Below are 17562 nucleotides of genomic sequence, written 5' to 3'. Positions count from 1 at the left end.
ACATGAAGCGACACAGATACCGCCGCCGGGACATTCTTCGCCTGCTGGGCACCGGATGCGTCATCACGATCTGCATCGTGATCCTGCATGTCGCACGCCCGGAATTGCTCGTCCATTTCGAGCGCAAGGTCTACGATGTACTGCTGTCCCAAAGCCGTCAGCGCCCCCCGAGCCCTGTGCCCGTGCTCATCGCCATCGACGACAAATCCCTGGCCGATCTCGGGCAATGGCCCTGGCCGCGACATGTGCTGGCACGCCTGATCACCCGCCTGCATGAAGCCGGCGCAGACATCGTGACCCTGGACCTGATCCTCTCGGCACGCGACAGGACCTCCCCGCTGCTGATCCAGGAAGAGCTGCGCCGAGACACGGGATTCTCAATTGATCTTGAAGGGTTGCCTCGCACCAGACTGGACCATGACCACCTGCTGGCAGAAGCGCTGGCAAAAATGCCGACCGTTCTGGGTTACAAACTGCTCTTTACCCCCACCGGCAGCGACGAACCCTTCTGCAACGTTCATCCGATCCTCTCCGGACAAACCATATCTGCCGCGTTTTCACTGCACGCGGCCGAGAACGCCGTCTGCCCCCTGACGATCCTGAACGCGGCCGCGACAAATTCAGGTTTCATCAACGCCCTGCCCGACTCCGACGGAGTCATCCGGCGGACCCCGCTCATGGCGCTGCACGCAGGCGAACTGCTGCCAAGCCTGATCCTGGCCACGGTCATGACCCGGGGTGAAACCGCCATTGGCCTGGGGCAGGACGCCGACGGCGGCTTCGTGCAGTTTGGACGCAAGCGTACGCACATCGACGCCCAGGGCAATGTGCTGCTCAGATATCGCGGCCCCAGCGGCACCTTCACCACGTACTCCGCGACCGATATCCTCAGCGCCCCCCTGCCCGATTTACATGGTCGCGTGGCCATTGTCGGCCCCACCGCCTCAGGGCTTGGCGACAATCATCCGACCCCCGTGGACCGCGTCTTTCCGGGCATAGAGGTCCACGCCACCCTGCTCGACAACCTGCTCCAGAAAGACACCCTGATCCGCCCGGCCTGGGCCATCGGGGCGGAAGCATGCGCCATCGTGCTAGTCGGCCTCCTGTCGAGCTTGCTGATGATGTCCGCCGGTCCCTTGGCCTGCGCGGCCGGTCTGGTCCTGGGAGCGACCGGGGTGTGGAGCGCCAGCCTCTGGCTGCTGAACGGACCCGGCTACTGGATTTCACCCTTGTCCACGGAAATAATCCTGCTCGGCAACATGGCTCTTTTAAGCCTCGTCAAATACGGCATGGAGGAGCGTGAACTGCGCATCCGCAGCCAACAACTGCTGCACGCCCAAGACGCCACCATCATGAGCCTCACCGCGCTGGCCGAAACCCGCGACCCCGAAACCGGAGGGCACATCCGGCGCACTCGCGAGTATATCCTCGTTCTCGCCAGCGTCCTGGCCAGGAAAACAAAATTCAAAAAGCATCTCGACCGGGAGACCATCGAACTGCTCTACAAATCCGCCCCCCTGCACGATATCGGCAAGGTCGGCATCGCCGACAGCATCCTGCTCAAGCCGGGCATGCTGACCCGCGAAGAGTTCACGGAGATGCAGCGCCACACTGTCCTTGGGGCCGAAACCCTGGCCGAGGCGGAACGCCAGAGCACGGACAGCGGCGACCGTTCCTTCCTCGGCCTGGCGCGGGAAATCGCCCTCTCCCACCATGAAAAATGGGACGGCAGCGGTTATCCCCAGGGGCTCAAAGGAGAGGACATCCCTCTTGGAGGCAGGCTCATGGCGCTGGCCGACGTCTATGACGCGCTGGTCACAAAACGCGTCTACAAGGACGCCATGACGCATGAAGAGGCCTGTCAAATCATCCTGGATGGGCGCGGCTCCCATTTCGACCCGGATGTGGTCGACGCATTCGAACAGTCTCGGCATGAGTTCATGAAGATCAGTACCCGCTACGACTGAGCCTTGCACAGGCCGAGACCGGGACGCAGCCGCAGGCTTGTCCTTCCCCCCGGCCCCATGTATGTCCCGCACATCGGGCAGACGACGCCCTTTTCCATCCACATCCAGCACCAACACAACATGACCCTCTACGCCTTTCTCGGAGCCCTGGAACAGGGTTTTTTATACGGCATCATGGCCCTCGGGGTGTACCTGACCTTTCGCATCCTCGACTTTCCGGATCTGACCGTGGACGGCAGCCTGCCGCTGGGGGCTTCGGTCAGCGCCGTGACCATCACCGCCGGGCACAGCCCGTACCTGGCCCTTTTGCTGGCCTCGATGGCAGGATTTCTGGCCGGAGCGGTGACCGCGATCCTGAACACCAAGCTCAAAATTCTGCACCTCTTGGCCTCCATCCTGACCATGATCTCACTTTATTCCATCAATATCAGGATCATGGGCGGTCCCAATGTGGCGCTTCTCGGCACGCCGTCGGTGCTGACGGACCTCGAGAATCTGGGACTGCCACTCTATCAGCTCACCCCCGTGTTCTTTTTCGTTGTCGCAGCCCTCATCACGACCGGCCTGATCTGGTTTCTGCACACCGAATACGGGCAGGCCATGCTGGCCACCGGCGACAACCGGCAGATGATCACCTCGCAGGGCGTGAACACGGACAATGTCATCATTTTCGGCGTGGGCCTCTCCAACGCTCTGGTCGCCTTCAGCGGTGCGCTCATCGCCCAGAACCAGGGCGCGGCGGACGTGAACATGGGCGTGGGCACCATTGTCGCGGGACTGGCCTCCGTCATCCTCGGCGAAACGGTCTTCGGCAAGGCGACCATCGCCAGGGCCTGCATCGCGGTCATCGTCGGTTCCATCCTCTACCGCACCGCCATCGCCCTGGCGCTGGGATCCAGGCTCGGCAGCTTTTCCTTCACCCCCAGCGACCTGAATCTGATCACCGCCTTTCTGGTCATCGTGGCCCTGACCTCGCCCATGCTCAAGCAGAGGTTCACCCGATGATCCGCGTCCACGCCATCAACAAGTATTTTCACCGCGGCAGCGTGAACGAAGTGCACAGCCTTCGGGACCTGTCCATCGACATCGAGCAGGGCGACTTCGTCACCATCATCGGCTCCAACGGCGCGGGCAAATCGACCTTTCTGTCCTGTCTGGCCGGAACCCACTCCCTGGACTCCGGGAGCATCGCCATGGCCGAAACCGACGTGACCCGCTGGCCCGAACACAAGCGCGCCCGCTTCATCGGCCGGGTCTTCCAGGACCCGTTGATGGGCACCTGCGGGAGCGGCTCCATTGCCCAGAACCTGGCCCTGGCCCAGAAACGCGGACAGCGGCGCGGCCTGTCCCGGGGCGTCAAGGCGGCCGACAAGGAGGCCTTTCGCCTGCTCCTGCGCCCCCTTGGGCTTGGGCTTGAAGACCGCCTCCAGGACCGGGCGGGCCTCCTCTCCGGCGGACAGCGCCAGGCCTTGACCATGGTCATGGCCACTCTAGTTCGACCGGAACTGCTGCTCTTGGACGAACATACCGCGGCCCTTGATCCCAAGACCGCAAGCCAGATCCTGGAGCTGACCCGAAACATCGTCACCGAGCACGGCCTGACCACGCTCATGGTCACCCACAACATGCATCAGGCGCTGACCCTCGGCAACCGGCTGATCATGATGCACCGGGGCCGCATCATCTTCGACGTGCGCGGAAAGGAAAAGGCGGGGCTGACCGTGGAGGACCTGCTGGACAAGTTCCAGAGCCAGGCGGACGCGGAAGTTTCGGACCGGATGCTGCTGGGCTGATCTTCAGCACACTCTTTGCTATGTCATAAACCGGCAAGGAGGAAAAATGAAACACGACACGCGCCTGTACCGCATCCCGCTCATGACGGCCATGGGGCTGATCATGGCTCTTGGCGTCTGGATCTTATGGTCCTGGCAGGGATATTCCGAGCGCTCCATGGATTGGCGCCGCCAACGCGCCCAGGACAGCTTCGCCACCCTGAACGCGGTCATCGCGTCCATGAGCAACGGAGAACTGACCGACTGGAAACAGATCGAGACGGTGCTCTCAAGCGTCATCCGCGGTTCGCGCACCCTCTTTGTCGTGGTCCAGGGCCGCCACGGTCGTCTGGTCCAGACCGGGACGATGCCGGAGTTTCTGATGACCAACAGCACCCGGGGCGAAATTCAAACGGACGACCTGTTTGTCATGTGGTCCCCCCTGCAACCCTCCCATATCCCCGCCAACTGGACCGAGGCGCTCGAATCGATCAACCTCGGCCTTGGCCTGTGGCCACGCAGCAACCCGGTCATGTACCTGGGTTTTCGCAGCAGCACGGAAAATTTCACCTCTTCCTGGTTCTGGCAGCGTCAGGCCCCCATCTTCGCCTCCGCCCTGGTCTGCATCCTCGCCGTCACGGCCGTCTGGATCACGGGCATCCGCCGCCGCATCCTGGCCGGGGAACTGGCCTCCGAGCGCATCCGCAGCGCCCATCTGGAAGAACTCGGCCTGGCCGCCGCAGGGCTGGCCCACGAGACCAAGAACCCGCTCGGCATCATCATGGGCATGGCCCAGCAGATCGAGGCCAGGCACGATATCCCGGCCGAAAGCCGGGCCATGCTCGGATACATCATGGACGAGGTGGACAAGGCCTCGTCGCGGCTGGGCAATTTTATGAACTTCGCCCGTCAGCGCAAGCCCAGCCTCGCGCCCGTACGCATCGACAGACTCTGCCATGAAGTTGCCCACATCCTCGGCCCCGACTTCGAAGCCGGCGGAGTCGAGCTTCTGAGCCAGGTCAAGGCCACCAGCATCTACGCCGACGAAGTCATGCTGCGCCAGGTGCTGGTCAATCTGCTTTTAAACAGCCTGCACGCCTCGGCGGCAGGCACGACCGTACGAATAGTGCTCGGCAGGCAGGGGCGCAGGATGGAACTCTGCGTGGAGGATCAGGGGCGCGGCATCCCCGCCGAACTGCTCCCGGACATCTTCAAGCCCTACGTCAGCGGCTCGGCCACCGGGCACGGACTGGGACTGGCCATTGTCAAACGCGTGGTCGAGGCTCATGGTTGGAAGATAAGCGCCCGGTCCATACGGGGCCAAGGCACGACCATGACCATTTCCGGTATCAAACCCGCAAGAGAGACTTCATGAACAGATCCATCCTGGTTGTCGACGACGAGATCCGCTACCGTGAACTTTACGCCCGCGTGCTGCGCGATGCGGGATTTGACGTGCATGAAGCCGGGAGCGCGGCCGACGCCCTGGAATTTATGGACCGCCGGACTCCGGACATGGTCGTAAGCGATGTGCGCATGCCGGCAGAGAGCGGGCTCGATTTGCTGCGCCGGGTACGGGCAGAAAAACCGGAGCTGCCTTTTCTGCTGGTCACGGCCTATGCCGATGTGCGCGAGGCCGTGGACGCCCTCAAGCTCGGGGCCGTGGATTACCTGGCCAAGCCCGTGGATCTGGACGAATTGCTCGCCGCCGTGCGCGACACCTTGGGCGTGGGCGCCGGCGCCGGAGGAGAGATCCCCGCCGCGTCACTGACGGGCATCGTGGCCGAAAGCCTGGCCATGCGCTCCGTGCTGCGCGACGCCTACCGCGTGGCCCCCAGCGACGCCACGATCCTGCTGACCGGCGAGAGCGGCAGCGGGAAAGAGATCGTGGCGCAGTTCATTCATCGGCACAGCGCCCGCAGCGCCAAGCCGCTGGTTCCGGTCAATTGCGCGGCCATCGCCCCGACCCTGCTGGCCAGCGAGCTGTTTGGACATGAAAAAGGCGCCTTCACCGGGGCCGTGACCAAACGCAAGGGATATTTCCGCGAAGCCCACGAGGGGACTCTTTTTCTCGACGAAATCGGCGACATGCCCTTGGAACTGCAGCCGTCCCTGCTACGGGCCACGGAAACGGGCCGCATTACCCCGGTGGGCTCGGACAAGGAGACCGTCATCGACTGCAGGCTCATCGCGGCCACCAACCATGACCTGGAAACCGACGTGGCCGAGGGCCGCTTTCGCCAGGACCTCTATTACCGCTTGAACGTCATCACCATCGATATCCCGCCCCTGCGGGAGCGCCCCGAGGACATCCCGCCCCTGGCACGCCTCTTCCTGAACAAGGACAAAACCGAAGCACGGCGCCTCTCGCGCGCGGCCATGCAGACCCTCATCAGCCACCCCTGGCCGGGCAACGTGCGCGAACTGGCCAACGCCATGGCCCATGTGCGGCTCCTGAGCCAGACCGACGTCATCCTGCCCGAACATCTGCCCCCGGCCGTGCGCAAGTCTGCCGGCAAGGCAGCGCCGGAATCCCGCATTCCCGTGGAGCAAGATGCCCCGGCCCAGACCAAGACCCTCGAACAGCACGAAATCGAAGCCGTCACCGCCGCCCTCAAGCACACCAAAGGCAACCGCACCCACGCGGCCCAGCTGCTCGGCATCACCAGACGCGGGCTCATCTACAAGCTCAAGCGTCTCGGGCTTGAATAAGGGCTTCTTTTCGGATGTGAAAAGAATGCTCAGGCACACCCGCGCTGCATAAATTTTATACACCCGCCGCCCATGTCATTGCCGTCGTCTGGTGGCGCGTTCCCCGCCAGACGTCGCTTCCGCCTCTTGGCACGCCCCTTGCGATGGAATCCTCCAATAATCCCAGGAGGAAAACCATGAACGCCTTATTCAAAAATACACGACTGCCGCTCCTTATGACCCTGCTCTGCCTTCATTTTCTTGCCGTGCCGGTCCAGGGCGCACAGGGATTGCCCCGGGAATCGCAGCACCCTGCCGAACAGGAAATCAGGAAAAGGGGTTCCCGCGCGGACGGTCAGAGCCGCCCCGTCATAGAGACCACCAAAGATGCCGGCGACCATGACAGGCAAGGCCGGAAAAATAAGGAGCATTCACAGCGCCGAAAAGAGAAAATCGACCATCAGGGCCAGACCCGGCCCAAAGCGCCTTCCGCCGCGCAGCGCGCTGTCAATGACAGACCTGGCTCACTGGGCCGGATTCCGACATCCAAAGACCTTGGCACGGTGACGCCCCCGGCCGATCTCCTGCGCCTGGACCCGAAGCCGGAACGGGCCAGGCATGACTCTTCCGTACAGCGCCGAAACAAAGACCGCCGCGCTGATCATGTCGTGCAGCCCCGGCAGAAAAGTTCCGTGCACAACAGCCTTGTTTTGAACCGCGACGCAGACAGGCATGATGGCCGCCGCGATGTGAGGCGGCCGCAGGTCGATTACCGCAAGGATTACAGGACAGGCGGAGACAGTCGCAGGCACTCGCCGCAGGTGCGCCACGACAACGGCCCGCGCCACCGGCCCGCAGTCGTCAAACACGTGATCCACAAGATCCCTTCGCGCCATGCGGTCGTCATGCATGGCCGGGACAGATATCATTATTATTCCGGCAGGTTCTACCGCCCCTGGAACAGCGGCTTCATCCTGGTGCGCCCGCCGCTCGGGCTGGTCGTACTGAACATTCCGCTGGGCAGCCGCATGGTCCTCTCGGCCGGCATCACCTACCATGTCTTCGGTGACGTCTATTACCGCCGGGTGCCCATGGGCTATCAGGTCGTGGAGCCGATCCGCAGCCACGCCGCAAACCGGCCGGACCGGGTGGAGGTCATCATCGACCTGCTGAACGTCCGCTACGGCCCGGAAGCAAGCGAGGAGGTCATCGCTCAGGTCGACCGTTACACGACCCTGCGGGTTCTTGGCAGTGCCCCCGGATGGCTCTACGTGGAAGTGGAGGGAGACGATCTGCGCGGATGGGTCATGGACCGCTATGTCAGCGCCAACAGCGCCCAAGGCTGAGACAGTTCCCTGAAACTCCTAAAAAAACGGCGGGGTAATGTCTCTGCCGTTTTTTTAGCGCCCGAGGCGGCGCATCAGTTCAAGGGCCATGCCGTGGCGATTGAAGGGAGGGATGATGTAGACCCCGGCGAAATGCGACCAGGCATATTCAAGAAGTTCCCAGGCAATGTCGACGCCCTCCTCCTGGCCGTGGTCTCCGGCGCGGGCCATGCGCTCGCGGGTTTCAAGCGGAATCTCGATGCCTGGAAACTCGTTGTGCAGAAACTCCGCGTTGCGGCTGCTGGCCAGCGGCATGATGCCAAGCACAATGGGCGCTTTTATGTGCCTCGTGGCTGCCAGGATCTCGTCCACGCGCGCCCTGGAATAGACGGGCTGGGTCAGGAAATAGCTCGCACCGGCCGCCATCTTTTTCTCCATGCGTCCGACCTGCAGGGCCATGTTGCGGGTGTTGGGGTTGAAGGCGCCGCCAATGCAGAAATTGACGGGCAGGCGCATGGAGTCGCCATAGTGGTTGCGTCCCTGATTGAACCCGGCCAGGAGTTCCATGAGCTCCAGAGAGCGCAGGTCGTACACACCCGAGACCCGCTCCGCGCTCCCGGCCGAGGGCGGGTCCCCGGTCACGGCCAATACGTTGTGCAGCTTTGAAGCGGCCAGCCCCATGATGGTCGATTGCATGCCGACCAGGTTGCGGTCGCGGCCCGTCATGTGCACCACCACATCCACCCCGGTCCTGGCCCGGACCATGCCTGCCAGCACGATATTGGACAGGCGCGGCACGGCCAGCGGATTCTCGGCGATGGTGATGGCGTCCACGCCCGCGGCGCTCAAGGCCTCGGCCGCCGCCAGGACCGGCTCCACATCCAGATGCTTGGGCGGGTCGAGCTCCACCAGGATGACCTTGCCCTCGCCCAGGCGGCGGGAAAGGCGCGTCGGCGCGGCCGTCTGCGTTTTGATCTCGTCCGGCGACACGGAAATGATCCGCGCCTCCGGCGAACCCGCGTCCAGGGCGCGCACCAGGGCCGCGATGTGCTCCGGCGCGGTGCCGCAGCAACCACCCAGAAGGCGCGCGCCATAGGTCGCGCAAGCCGCCGTGCGGCGAGCGAAATACTCGGGCGAGGAAGCGTAGATAAGCCGATCGCCCGAGGACTCCGGAAATCCCGCGTTAGGGAGCACCGAGAGCGGAACGGTCACGGGGCCCAGTCCCTGCACTACCTCCAGGGCATTCTTGGGTCCGATTCCGCAGTTGAGTCCCACCACGTCGGCTCCGGCCCGGATCAGCGCATCGAAACATTCACGGGCCGTGTGTCCGGAATGGGTCCGTCCGCGCTGGGTAAAAACCATCTGCGCGGCCACGGGCACGGAAACGCATGCCTTGACCCCGCGCAGGGCGGTCAAAAGGAGGGACAGGCTGGCAAAGGTCTCAAGCATGATGAAATCAACGCCCCCTTCCACCAACGCCAGGGCCTGCTGGCTGAAAACATCCTCCATTTCCTCCTGGCTGACCGCATCCAGGCCCATGCGGCCTAGGGGCCCCATGGCTCCGGCCACCCAGCGCCCTGCCCCGGCCTCGCCGCGCGCCAGTTCCGCGCCGCGCAGGTTGATCTCGCGGGTCGTGTGCGCCAGATCATAACGCCCGAGCTTGACCCTGTTGGCCCCAAAGGTGTTGGTCTCGAGGATCTCCGCGCCCGCGTCCGCATAGGCCTTGTGGATGGACTGCACCAGGGCCGGCTCGGTCAGGTTCAAGGCGTCGTAACAGGACGAGCTGTCCACGCCGCGATCAAACAGCAGCGAGCCCATGGCCCCGTCGGCCACTACCACCCGCTCGCCCAGAACGGTCATGATATGCTTCTTCACCGTCCACCCTCCAGATCGGCCAGGCAGACCCTGTACACGCCCGATACGTCGCGTTGCACGGTCCGGGCGTATTGAACCGCCGGGTAGCCGAACATCATGGCGTACATGGAGCGGTGATCGGCCGGGATGCCCAAGGCTCGGCCCAACTCTGGAACCACGCTCTGCAGGGCCCAGCGCGCAAAACCGCACCACACCGTGCCCAGCCCCAGACTGTGGGCCATGAGCTCGAAATAGGACAGGGCGATGAACGGGTCCGCATCCGGAGCGGCCGAGTCCCTGGGCGCGGAGGCGATGATCATGTGCGGGGCCTTGCGGTAGATGATGTCCCGGCCCTGATCGTAAGGGGCGACCATCTTGGCGAAGAATTCCATGCCGTCGGGCAGGCTGTCATCCGCCACGGCCTTGCGGATGCCTTCCATGGTCCGGACGCGGATTTCCTCCATCACATCCCGGTCATCGACCAGGGTGAAGCGAAGGTTGCGCTGATTCTTGCCGGTAGGCGCATGCGCGACCACATCCATGAGCCGGTCCAGGACCTTCCCGTCAACACACTCAGGGCTGAAACGGCGCACGGACCGGCGGCTCTTGATCAGATTTTCCAGCGCACCCGGGGACGGCGGCAGAATCCGGGCGCTCTGATCCGGGTCCTTGCCCAGAATGGAAAGGGCTGCTGTGGGGCAGACGGCCAGGCAGTGCTGACAACCAATGCAATACGATTCCCGGTGCTCGGGTATGCGCGGCAAGCCGCCATCCATGTCGATGATCGACACGGGGCAGTCGGCTGCGCATTCTCCGCACTGTATGCAGCGGGTTTCATCGATGATAAAATCAAGCATGCTTCCTCCAAAAGTCATGGTCGGCGATCACTTTTCCTCCTACGGCCTGATCGGTGGATGCACAAGTGCGCAACCTTACTGCATGGTCCTTGACTTCATGCAATCCTGTTGCATAGATTTCCTTCCCAAAGCATGGAGGAAAAATGAGAAAAATTCTTTGCCTGTTCACACTGTTCTTGAGCGTGATCTCAGCCTCGGCTCAGGCCGGGCCGCTCGCCTTCGTGACCATCACCCCGCAAAAATACTTCGTCGACAAGGTCAGCGGCGGCGAGGTTCCCGTTTCGATCATGGTCGAGCCCGGGGCCAATCCCCACGCTTACGAACCACGTCCCAGACAGATGGCCGAACTGGCCACGGCAAGCATCTATTTCACCATCGGCGACAGCTTCGATCAGACTTGGCTTGAGCGGATCACGAGCGCAAGCCCAGGAATGACCGTGGTGCACACGGCCGAGGGTATCACCAAAATTCCCATGAAAGAAGAACATGGCCATGGGGAAGAGCACGCCGGGGACGGACACGAGGGTAAGCCGCACGATGCCTATGAAGCCCGGAACCCTGATCACGACGACCGCGATCACGGCACGCTGGACCCGCACATCTGGCTCGACCCGGCGCTGGTCAAGATTCAGGTAGCCAGCATCCGCGACGGCCTCTCCACTGTCGACCCTGAGCGGGCGGACCTCTACGCCGCCAATGCCCGCGCCTTTGAGCAGGAATTGGACGCGCTGGACCGGGAAATCCGTTCCATTCTGCAGCCGCTGCCGCAGGAAAAGCGCACGTTTCTTGTCTTCCATCCTTCCTGGGGCTATTTTGCCAAAGCCTATGGTCTGACCCAGGCTTCCATCGAGGTGGACGGCAAGGAGCCAAGCCCCAAGGATCTGGCGCGGATCATCGCCGCCGGCAAGGAATCGGGGGCGCAGGTTGTTTTTGTTCAGCCCCAGTTTTCGCAGAAAAGCGCCGCCGTCATCGCCAAACAGATCGGAGCCAGGATTGTTCGCCTCGACCCCCTGGCCGCGGATTGGGCCGAAAACCTGCGCAGCGCGGCCCGCGCCTTTGCCGACGCCCTGGAATAAAGAATCCTTAAAAAAACCATGACGCCGGGCAGCCGTAAAGCACGGCCCCCATCAACACAAACCAGGACCCGCATGCACGCCCACGACCATTCCTGCCCCACCTGCACCGGACACGGCCATCCGCTCATACCGGAGCCGCATTTCAAACCCTTGCCCGGCACCGGGGTCCCGGTCATCGAGCTTCAGGACGTCAGCTTCGCCTACGACGAACGGGAAGTGCTCTCGGGCGTCGATCTGAAGATCTCAAGCGGCGACTTCATGGCCGTCATCGGTCCCAACGGCGGGGGCAAGACCACCCTGGTCAAGCTTATCCTCGGACTGCTCGCGCCCAAGTCCGGGACGGTGCGCGTGCTCGGGGCCGATCCGCTCTCCGTGCGACCCGCTGTGGGCTATGTGCCGCAACACGCGCTTATCCAGCCAAGTTTTCCGGTCACGGTGCAGGAAGTGGTCCTGCTGGGACTGCGCCGCCAGGGCGGGTTGCTCTCGCTTGCGCGCTGGCCCGGCTACCACGCCCGGGACAAGGCAAAAGCAGTGGAGACCCTGCGCATGGTGGACATGGCCGATCTGGCCACGCGCCGCTTCGACGCCCTCTCCGGCGGGCAGAAGCAGCGCGTCCTGGTGGCCCGGGCCCTGGTCTCGGACCCGGCGCTGCTGCTCTTTGACGAGCCCACTTCAAACATCGACCCCCAGGGCAAGGTCTGCCTTTTCGACCTGCTCTCGGCGCTGAGTTCCTCCATCACCATCGTCATGGTCAGCCACGACCTCATCTCCGCCTCCACGCGCATCTCAAGCGTGGCCGTGGTCAACCGCAAACTCATCCAGAACAGGAGCCGGGAGCTGACCCCCGCCATGCTCGAACTCATCTACGGCACTCACGACGCATCCTGCCCCCTGGACGAGTACATCAAGGGCGTGTCCTCCATCTTCGGCCAGACCGGGCCAAGGAGTTCCGTATGAGCTCTGTTCTCGGCATGGAATTCATGCAGAACGCCCTGATAGCGGGCCTGCTGGCAAGCCTGGCCTGGGCGTCATCGGCTCGCTGGTGGTCGTCAACCGGCAGGTCTTCATGGCCGGAGGCGTGGCCCACACAGCCTACGGCGGAGTGGGCCTGGCCTTTTTCCTGGGCCTCCCGGTGCTGCCCTGCGCCGTGGGCTTCACGGTCCTGGCCGCTCTGATCATGGCCCTGGCCTCTTTTGGCCGCAGCGAACGCAGCGATGGCATCATCGGCATCATGTGGGCTGCGGGCATGGCCTTTGGAATCATCCTGCTGGACCTGACTCCGGGCTACAACGTCGACCTGATGAGCTACCTCTTCGGCAGCCTCCTGGCAGTTCCCAGAAGCGACATCTGGCTCATGCTTCTGCTTGATGTCTTCATCCTGGCCGTGGTTCTGTTCTGGTACAAAGACTTTCTGTCCCTGTCCTTCGACATGGAATTCGCGCGTTCAACGGGCGTTCCCGTGCGTCTGCTCTACGTGCTGATGCAGGTCATGACCGCCGTGACCGTTGTCATGGTCATCCAGATCGCAGGGCTCATTCTGGTCATCGCGCTCTTGACCATCCCTCCCATGCTGGCCGAACTGTTCACCAATTCCCTCTGGAAGACCATGGCCCTTGCGACCCTGGCGAGCCTCTTTTTCTGCCTCTGCGGGCTTGCGATCTCCTATCATCTGGACCTGACCTCAGGCGCGTCCATCATCGCTGTGGCCACGATCGGATACGTTCTGGCCTGGGGTTTCAAATCTCTTTGGCGGCGGACATGAGGGCGCGCATGACTGAAAAGGCGGCCCTTGGCAGGCTCAGAGAGGCTGGACTTGAAATCACCGAGCACCGCGTGCAGGTGCTTATGGCCGTAGGCAACACGGCGCACCCGTCCAGCGCACAGGATGTTCTGGAAAAGATCAGCGCCAAAAAGGACATCAACCGGGTCACGGTGTACCGCATTCTGGATCTGCTGGTGGAGCACCACGTCTTGAACCGGCTTGGGCTTGGCGAGAAATCCCAGCGCTTCTGCCTGCGGGGCGCCCATGAAGACGAGCATCCGCACTTCCACTGCACCCGCTGCGACTGTTACCTTTGCCTGAATGTCCCGCACATGCCGCTGGACCGCGAGGCCCTGGACGACCTCTCCCTCGACATCCGCCATGTCGACATCCGCCTTGAAGGCATCTGCCCGGCCTGCCAGAAAAAGCTGCGCGGGCCGCATGATTCGACGCCACCTGACAAATCTGATTCATAATCCTCATTCAGGCAGAAACATATAAAAAAACCGGGCCTCTCTCGAAGCCCGGTTGCAATGCGGTTTTGCCCACCAAATCCGTCAATACCCTTTGAGCTTGTCGATATACTCGGGCAGCCACAGGGATATCTGCGGGATGTAGGTGACGAGGATCAGGAAGAAGAGCAGAATCATGAGCCACGGTGTCGCCGCGCGCACGACCCAGGTCAGGTCGCGTTTGGTGATGCCCGCCGTGACAAAGAGATTGAGCCCCACCGGCGGGGTGATCAGTCCGATCTCCATGTTGACCACGCAGATGATGCCCAGATGAATGGGATCGATGCCGAGCTTGACCGCGATGGGAAAGAGGATCGGGATCATGATCATGGTGATGGCCGAAGGCTCCATGAAGTTGCCGGCGATCAGAAGCAGGATGTTGACGACGATAAGAAAACCCCAGGCCGGCAAGCCCCAGCCGACGATGGTCTCGGCAATGAGATGGGGGATTCGCTCCGTGGTCAGCACGTGGGCGAAGAGCATGGCGTTGCCGATGATGAAAAGCAGCATGATGCTGACCTTGGCCGCATCGAGCACGACGTGCCGCACTTCCGGATGATACCAGGATTTGGGGATGGCTACGAGAGTCTGCCACAATCCGCGAAACAGGGCCGAAGCCAGAGGCTCGTCGACCTTGCGCAGGGGGACTTCCTTGAGCGGCCCCATGTCGCGGTAGACGAAGACGGCGATCCAGTAGGCATACACGGCCGAAATGGCCGCTGCCTCCGTGGGGCTGCAGATGCCGCCGTAAATGGAGCCCAGCACGATGACGACCAGCATGAGGCCGCCCATGGCCGTGAACCCGGACTTGAAGACCTGCTTGAACCCGGGCCAGGCCAGGGCCGGATAATTCTTGATGCGAGCCACGATGTAGATGGCGATCATCAGGAGCAGCCCCAGGCAGATGCCGGGGATGAAACCGGCCATGAACAGCCGTGCCGCCGATTCCTGGGTAGCCGCCGCGTACACGAGCATAACGATGGACGGCGGAATGAGGATGCCCAGCGTCCCGGCGTTGCAGATGACACCGGCCGCGAAGCTCTCGGGGTAGCCCGAACGGACCATGCCGCCGATGACGATGCTGCCGATGGCCGCCACCGTGGCCGGCGAAGATCCGGACACGGCGGCAAAGAGCATGCAGGCCAGGACCGAGGCCATGGCCAGGCCGCCCTTGACGTGCCCGATGCAGTCGAGGGCGAAGTTGATAAGCCGCTTGGCCACGCCTCCCGTGGACAAAAACTGGGAGGACAAAATGAAGAACGGAATGGCCAGCAGGGTATAGTGTTCGGAAACCGATTCAAACAGCTTGAGGGCAATGGATGCCAGAGAATCGTTGGAAAAAAACAGGATGGTGGTGATGCTCGAAAGGCCCAGCGCAATGGCGATGGGCATCCCCGTGGCAATAAAGAGGAAGAGCAGGGTGAACAGTGCCGCAGTTGTCATTCGTCGTCTCCATCCAGGGAAGTACCCTCTTTTTGCGCCAGATACATGCTCTCCTTGGCCTCATCCAGAAGCTTGAAACCTTCCTGCCGGCCCCGGATGACCGCCCAGAGAAGATCCAGAAGCCGGATGGCGAGCATGACCATGCCGCCAAAAAGGATGCTGTTGGCGATCCATTTGGGAACAGGAATGTCCTCAAGGTGGATGCCTATGCTTTTGAGCTTCCCGAGATACGCCCAACTGCCCACCAGAAAAAGCCCGCAATAGGTGAGACACAGCAAAATCGCCACGATGGAGATGGCCTTGCGCACATGCGCCGGGAACAGCTTGACCAAGGCGTCGACACCGATATGCGACCCGACCTTGATGCCGTAGGAAACCCCGAACATGACCATCCAGCCCGACAAGAGCAGGGTTAATTCCTGGGACCAGTGGATGCCCACGTTGAACCCGTACCGCATGAGCACTTCCATGAAGACAAGGAGCGTCATGGAAGCAAGGAGGAGGGAAATAATCCCCTCCTCCACTTTGTTGATGAATGTATTCATGATCTGACGGGACTAGTTATTGGAGGCGATGGCTGCTTCGAGGTTTTCCTTGCCCACTGCATCCTCGAACTGCTTCCAGACCGGCTTCATGGCTTCGACCCAGGCGGCGCGTTCTTCTTCGGTCAGCGTAATGATTTCGCTGCGCTTGGAATCGATGATCTTCTGCTTGTCGTCCAAATCCTTCTGGGCGGCGGCGGCATTGCCGACAACGATGGCTTCTTTCAGACATTCTTCAAGCACGGGCCGCACATCCGCCGGCAGGCCATCCCAAAACTCCGTGGAGCTGATGACGAGATAGTCCAGGATGCCGTGATTGGTCTCGGTGATATAGGGCTGCACTTCGTAAAACTTCTGGGAATAGATGTTGGACCAGGAATTTTCCTGTCCGTCGATGGCCTTGGTCTGCAGCAGGGTGAAGACCTCGGCGAAGGGCTTCTTGAGCGGCATGGCGCCCACGGCTTCAAACTGGGCGGCCAGGACGTCGGAGGTCATGATCCTGAATTTCTTGTTCTTGGCATCGCCGGGACCATGGATGGGATCGTTGGCGGAAATCTGCTTCATGCCGTTGTGCAGATAATCCAGGCCGACAATGCCCTTGTCCTTCATGGAAGTAAGCAGCGCGCGACCATTGGGCCCCTGCTGAAACTTATCAATAGCGGCCATGTCCTTGAACAGGAAGGGCAGGTCGTAGATCTGCAGCAAGGGGGTGTATTTCTGGAATTTGGACAGGGCCGGGGCCAGCAGATGCACGTCGCCCAGAAGAAGGGCTTCGAGTTCCTTGCCGTCGCCGAAGAGCTGGGAGTTGGGATAGACTTCGACCACAACCTTGTCGCCAAGGCGTTCAGCCACAAGATCGCGGAATTTGTTGGCCATGATCCCCTTGGGGGTATCTTCGGCAACAACGTGAGAGAATTTGATGACGATGGGAGCAGCGATGGCGGACACAGCACAAAGAAAAACCGCACCCACCGCAAACGCAAGAATGGTCTTCAGTTTCAACATTCCAAATACCCTCCAACGGTTAAATTAGTTTGAAATCGACTACCCCCAGAGAAGCTGTGCGGCAAGAATTTATGAATAAATTATCTTTTTTTTTCATAAATGAACGAAAAAAACTATTTCTTAAACTGTTCGCACAACCAATCACGCTCGTGATAAATTTATCAAAACGTATAATTATTTTGATTACAATTTTTTTTAGCTTAATCTTGAAAGATTGGGTTTAAAAAAAATATAATCTTTATGTTTTAAATAACAATTAACACATACTACTGAAATTAATTTTGTAATACATAAAAAAAAGAGCTCTATCTTTGTCAAAATATGTCCGATTTATCGGACACAAACCGTTTTCAGAATAAGAAGTTTTCTTTGAAATGAATATTCATCACCATTATACTGCATTTCTATCGTAAAAATGAAAATTGTTCAGCTGAAAAAGACAGAAATCCTGACTGCGCTATACTTGGAGGCGCTGCAAAAAGTCGCGAACTGCCGCGACAAGCCATTTCCGTCTAGGGCGGCTTGTTCAAGGCATATTTATTTCTGTCTTTTCGGGTGCTTGAAAGCCATCTCCTTCAAGAGGGATACGGCTTTGGGCAGCAGGATCATGATGCGCAGAAAAAAGGATCAGGCAGAGGCCCTCGCGTAGCGGATGACGAACGAAAATTGAAACAACGCTGCCCCGGTCAAGCGTCCACAGATCGGATACATCCGCCGTGGCGCCTGCCCGGGGCAGCGTTTTGTCATCGAGATGAC

General features: G+C 61.0%; 15 protein-coding genes. 10 read left to right on the top strand and 5 right to left on the bottom strand.

Translation table 11 applies throughout. From position 1 onward, the window contains the following. Positions 1 to 2: 2 nt before the first annotated feature. The 6 genes from DBAC_RS03250 (at position 3) to DBAC_RS17580 (ending at position 7776) form a co-directional block, all read left to right on the top strand. Positions 3 to 1967: a CHASE2 domain-containing protein gene (locus tag DBAC_RS03250; RefSeq protein WP_015772855.1), complete on the top strand. Its 1965-nt coding sequence runs from the start codon at positions 3 to 5 to the stop codon at positions 1965 to 1967. Between the two features lie 120 nt (positions 1968 to 2087). Continuing rightward, positions 2088 to 2972 carry an ABC transporter permease gene (locus DBAC_RS03245; RefSeq protein ID WP_043811593.1) on the top strand — a complete coding sequence of 295 codons (885 nt, stop codon included), beginning with the start codon at positions 2088 to 2090 and terminating at the stop codon, positions 2970 to 2972. Continuing rightward, the gene (locus DBAC_RS03240; RefSeq protein WP_015772853.1) at positions 2969 to 3760 is read left to right on the top strand and encodes an ABC transporter ATP-binding protein; all 792 of its coding nucleotides are present in this window, start codon (positions 2969 to 2971) and stop codon (positions 3758 to 3760) included. The genes DBAC_RS03245 and DBAC_RS03240 overlap by 4 nt, the downstream gene beginning before the upstream one ends. A gap of 46 nt (positions 3761 to 3806) precedes the next feature. After that, positions 3807 to 5114 carry a sensor histidine kinase gene (locus DBAC_RS03235; RefSeq protein ID WP_015772852.1) on the top strand — a complete coding sequence of 436 codons (1308 nt, stop codon included), beginning with the start codon at positions 3807 to 3809 and terminating at the stop codon, positions 5112 to 5114. Continuing rightward, entirely contained in the window at positions 5111 to 6451 is a 1341-nt protein-coding gene (locus DBAC_RS03230; RefSeq protein ID WP_015772851.1) for a sigma-54-dependent transcriptional regulator, read from the top strand. The genes DBAC_RS03235 and DBAC_RS03230 overlap by 4 nt, the downstream gene beginning before the upstream one ends. Positions 6452 to 6627: 176 nt before the next feature. Next, the gene (locus DBAC_RS17580; RefSeq protein WP_015772850.1) at positions 6628 to 7776 is read left to right on the top strand and encodes a DUF6515 family protein; all 1149 of its coding nucleotides are present in this window, start codon (positions 6628 to 6630) and stop codon (positions 7774 to 7776) included. A gap of 54 nt (positions 7777 to 7830) precedes the next feature. On the opposite strand, the gene DBAC_RS03220 is transcribed toward DBAC_RS17580, so the two are convergent. Together DBAC_RS03220 and DBAC_RS03215 are read right to left on the bottom strand one after the other, a co-directional pair. Then, positions 7831 to 9630, bottom strand: coding sequence for a bifunctional homocysteine S-methyltransferase/methylenetetrahydrofolate reductase (locus DBAC_RS03220; protein WP_015772849.1), 1800 nt, complete (start codon positions 9628 to 9630; stop codon positions 7831 to 7833). Continuing rightward, on the bottom strand, positions 9627 to 10466 hold the full coding sequence (locus DBAC_RS03215; protein WP_015772848.1) for a nitroreductase family protein: 840 nt from the start codon (positions 10464 to 10466) through the stop codon (positions 9627 to 9629). The genes DBAC_RS03220 and DBAC_RS03215 overlap by 4 nt, the downstream gene beginning before the upstream one ends. Before the next feature lie 143 nt (positions 10467 to 10609). On the opposite strand from DBAC_RS03215, the gene DBAC_RS03210 reads away from it, so the two are divergent. From DBAC_RS03210 to DBAC_RS03195, 4 genes are all read left to right on the top strand, one after another. After that, the gene (locus DBAC_RS03210; protein WP_015772847.1) at positions 10610 to 11542 is read left to right on the top strand and encodes a metal ABC transporter solute-binding protein, Zn/Mn family; all 933 of its coding nucleotides are present in this window, start codon (positions 10610 to 10612) and stop codon (positions 11540 to 11542) included. A 72-nt stretch (positions 11543 to 11614) separates the two neighbouring features. Next, entirely contained in the window at positions 11615 to 12499 is an 885-nt protein-coding gene (locus tag DBAC_RS03205; RefSeq protein WP_015772846.1) for a metal ABC transporter ATP-binding protein, read from the top strand. 85 nt (positions 12500 to 12584) lie between these two features. Next, positions 12585 to 13304 (top strand): metal ABC transporter permease, encoded by a 720-nt coding sequence (locus DBAC_RS03200; protein WP_323740357.1) that lies wholly within the window; start codon positions 12585 to 12587, stop codon positions 13302 to 13304. 8 nt (positions 13305 to 13312) lie between these two features. Continuing rightward, the gene (locus tag DBAC_RS03195) at positions 13313 to 13780 is read left to right on the top strand and encodes a Fur family transcriptional regulator (RefSeq protein WP_015772845.1); all 468 of its coding nucleotides are present in this window, start codon (positions 13313 to 13315) and stop codon (positions 13778 to 13780) included. An 81-nt stretch (positions 13781 to 13861) separates the two neighbouring features. On the opposite strand, the gene DBAC_RS03190 is transcribed toward DBAC_RS03195, so the two are convergent. From DBAC_RS03190 to DBAC_RS03180, 3 genes are read right to left on the bottom strand one after another with little or no spacing between them, the layout of a single operon-like run. Further along, positions 13862 to 15259 carry a TRAP transporter large permease gene (locus tag DBAC_RS03190; RefSeq protein WP_015772844.1) on the bottom strand — a complete coding sequence of 466 codons (1398 nt, stop codon included), beginning with the start codon at positions 15257 to 15259 and terminating at the stop codon, positions 13862 to 13864. Beyond that, positions 15256 to 15804: a TRAP transporter small permease gene (locus DBAC_RS03185; protein WP_015772843.1), complete on the bottom strand. Its 549-nt coding sequence runs from the start codon at positions 15802 to 15804 to the stop codon at positions 15256 to 15258. The genes DBAC_RS03190 and DBAC_RS03185 overlap by 4 nt, the downstream gene beginning before the upstream one ends. A gap of 12 nt (positions 15805 to 15816) precedes the next feature. Continuing rightward, positions 15817 to 16806 (bottom strand): TRAP transporter substrate-binding protein, encoded by a 990-nt coding sequence (locus tag DBAC_RS03180; protein WP_015772842.1) that lies wholly within the window; start codon positions 16804 to 16806, stop codon positions 15817 to 15819. Positions 16807 to 17562: the final 756 nt, after the last annotated feature.

Source organism: Desulfomicrobium baculatum DSM 4028, from assembly GCF_000023225.1.
Classification (GTDB): domain Bacteria; phylum Desulfobacterota; class Desulfovibrionia; order Desulfovibrionales; family Desulfomicrobiaceae; genus Desulfomicrobium; species Desulfomicrobium baculatum.
This window is presented reverse-complemented; position numbering and strand designations above follow the sequence as displayed.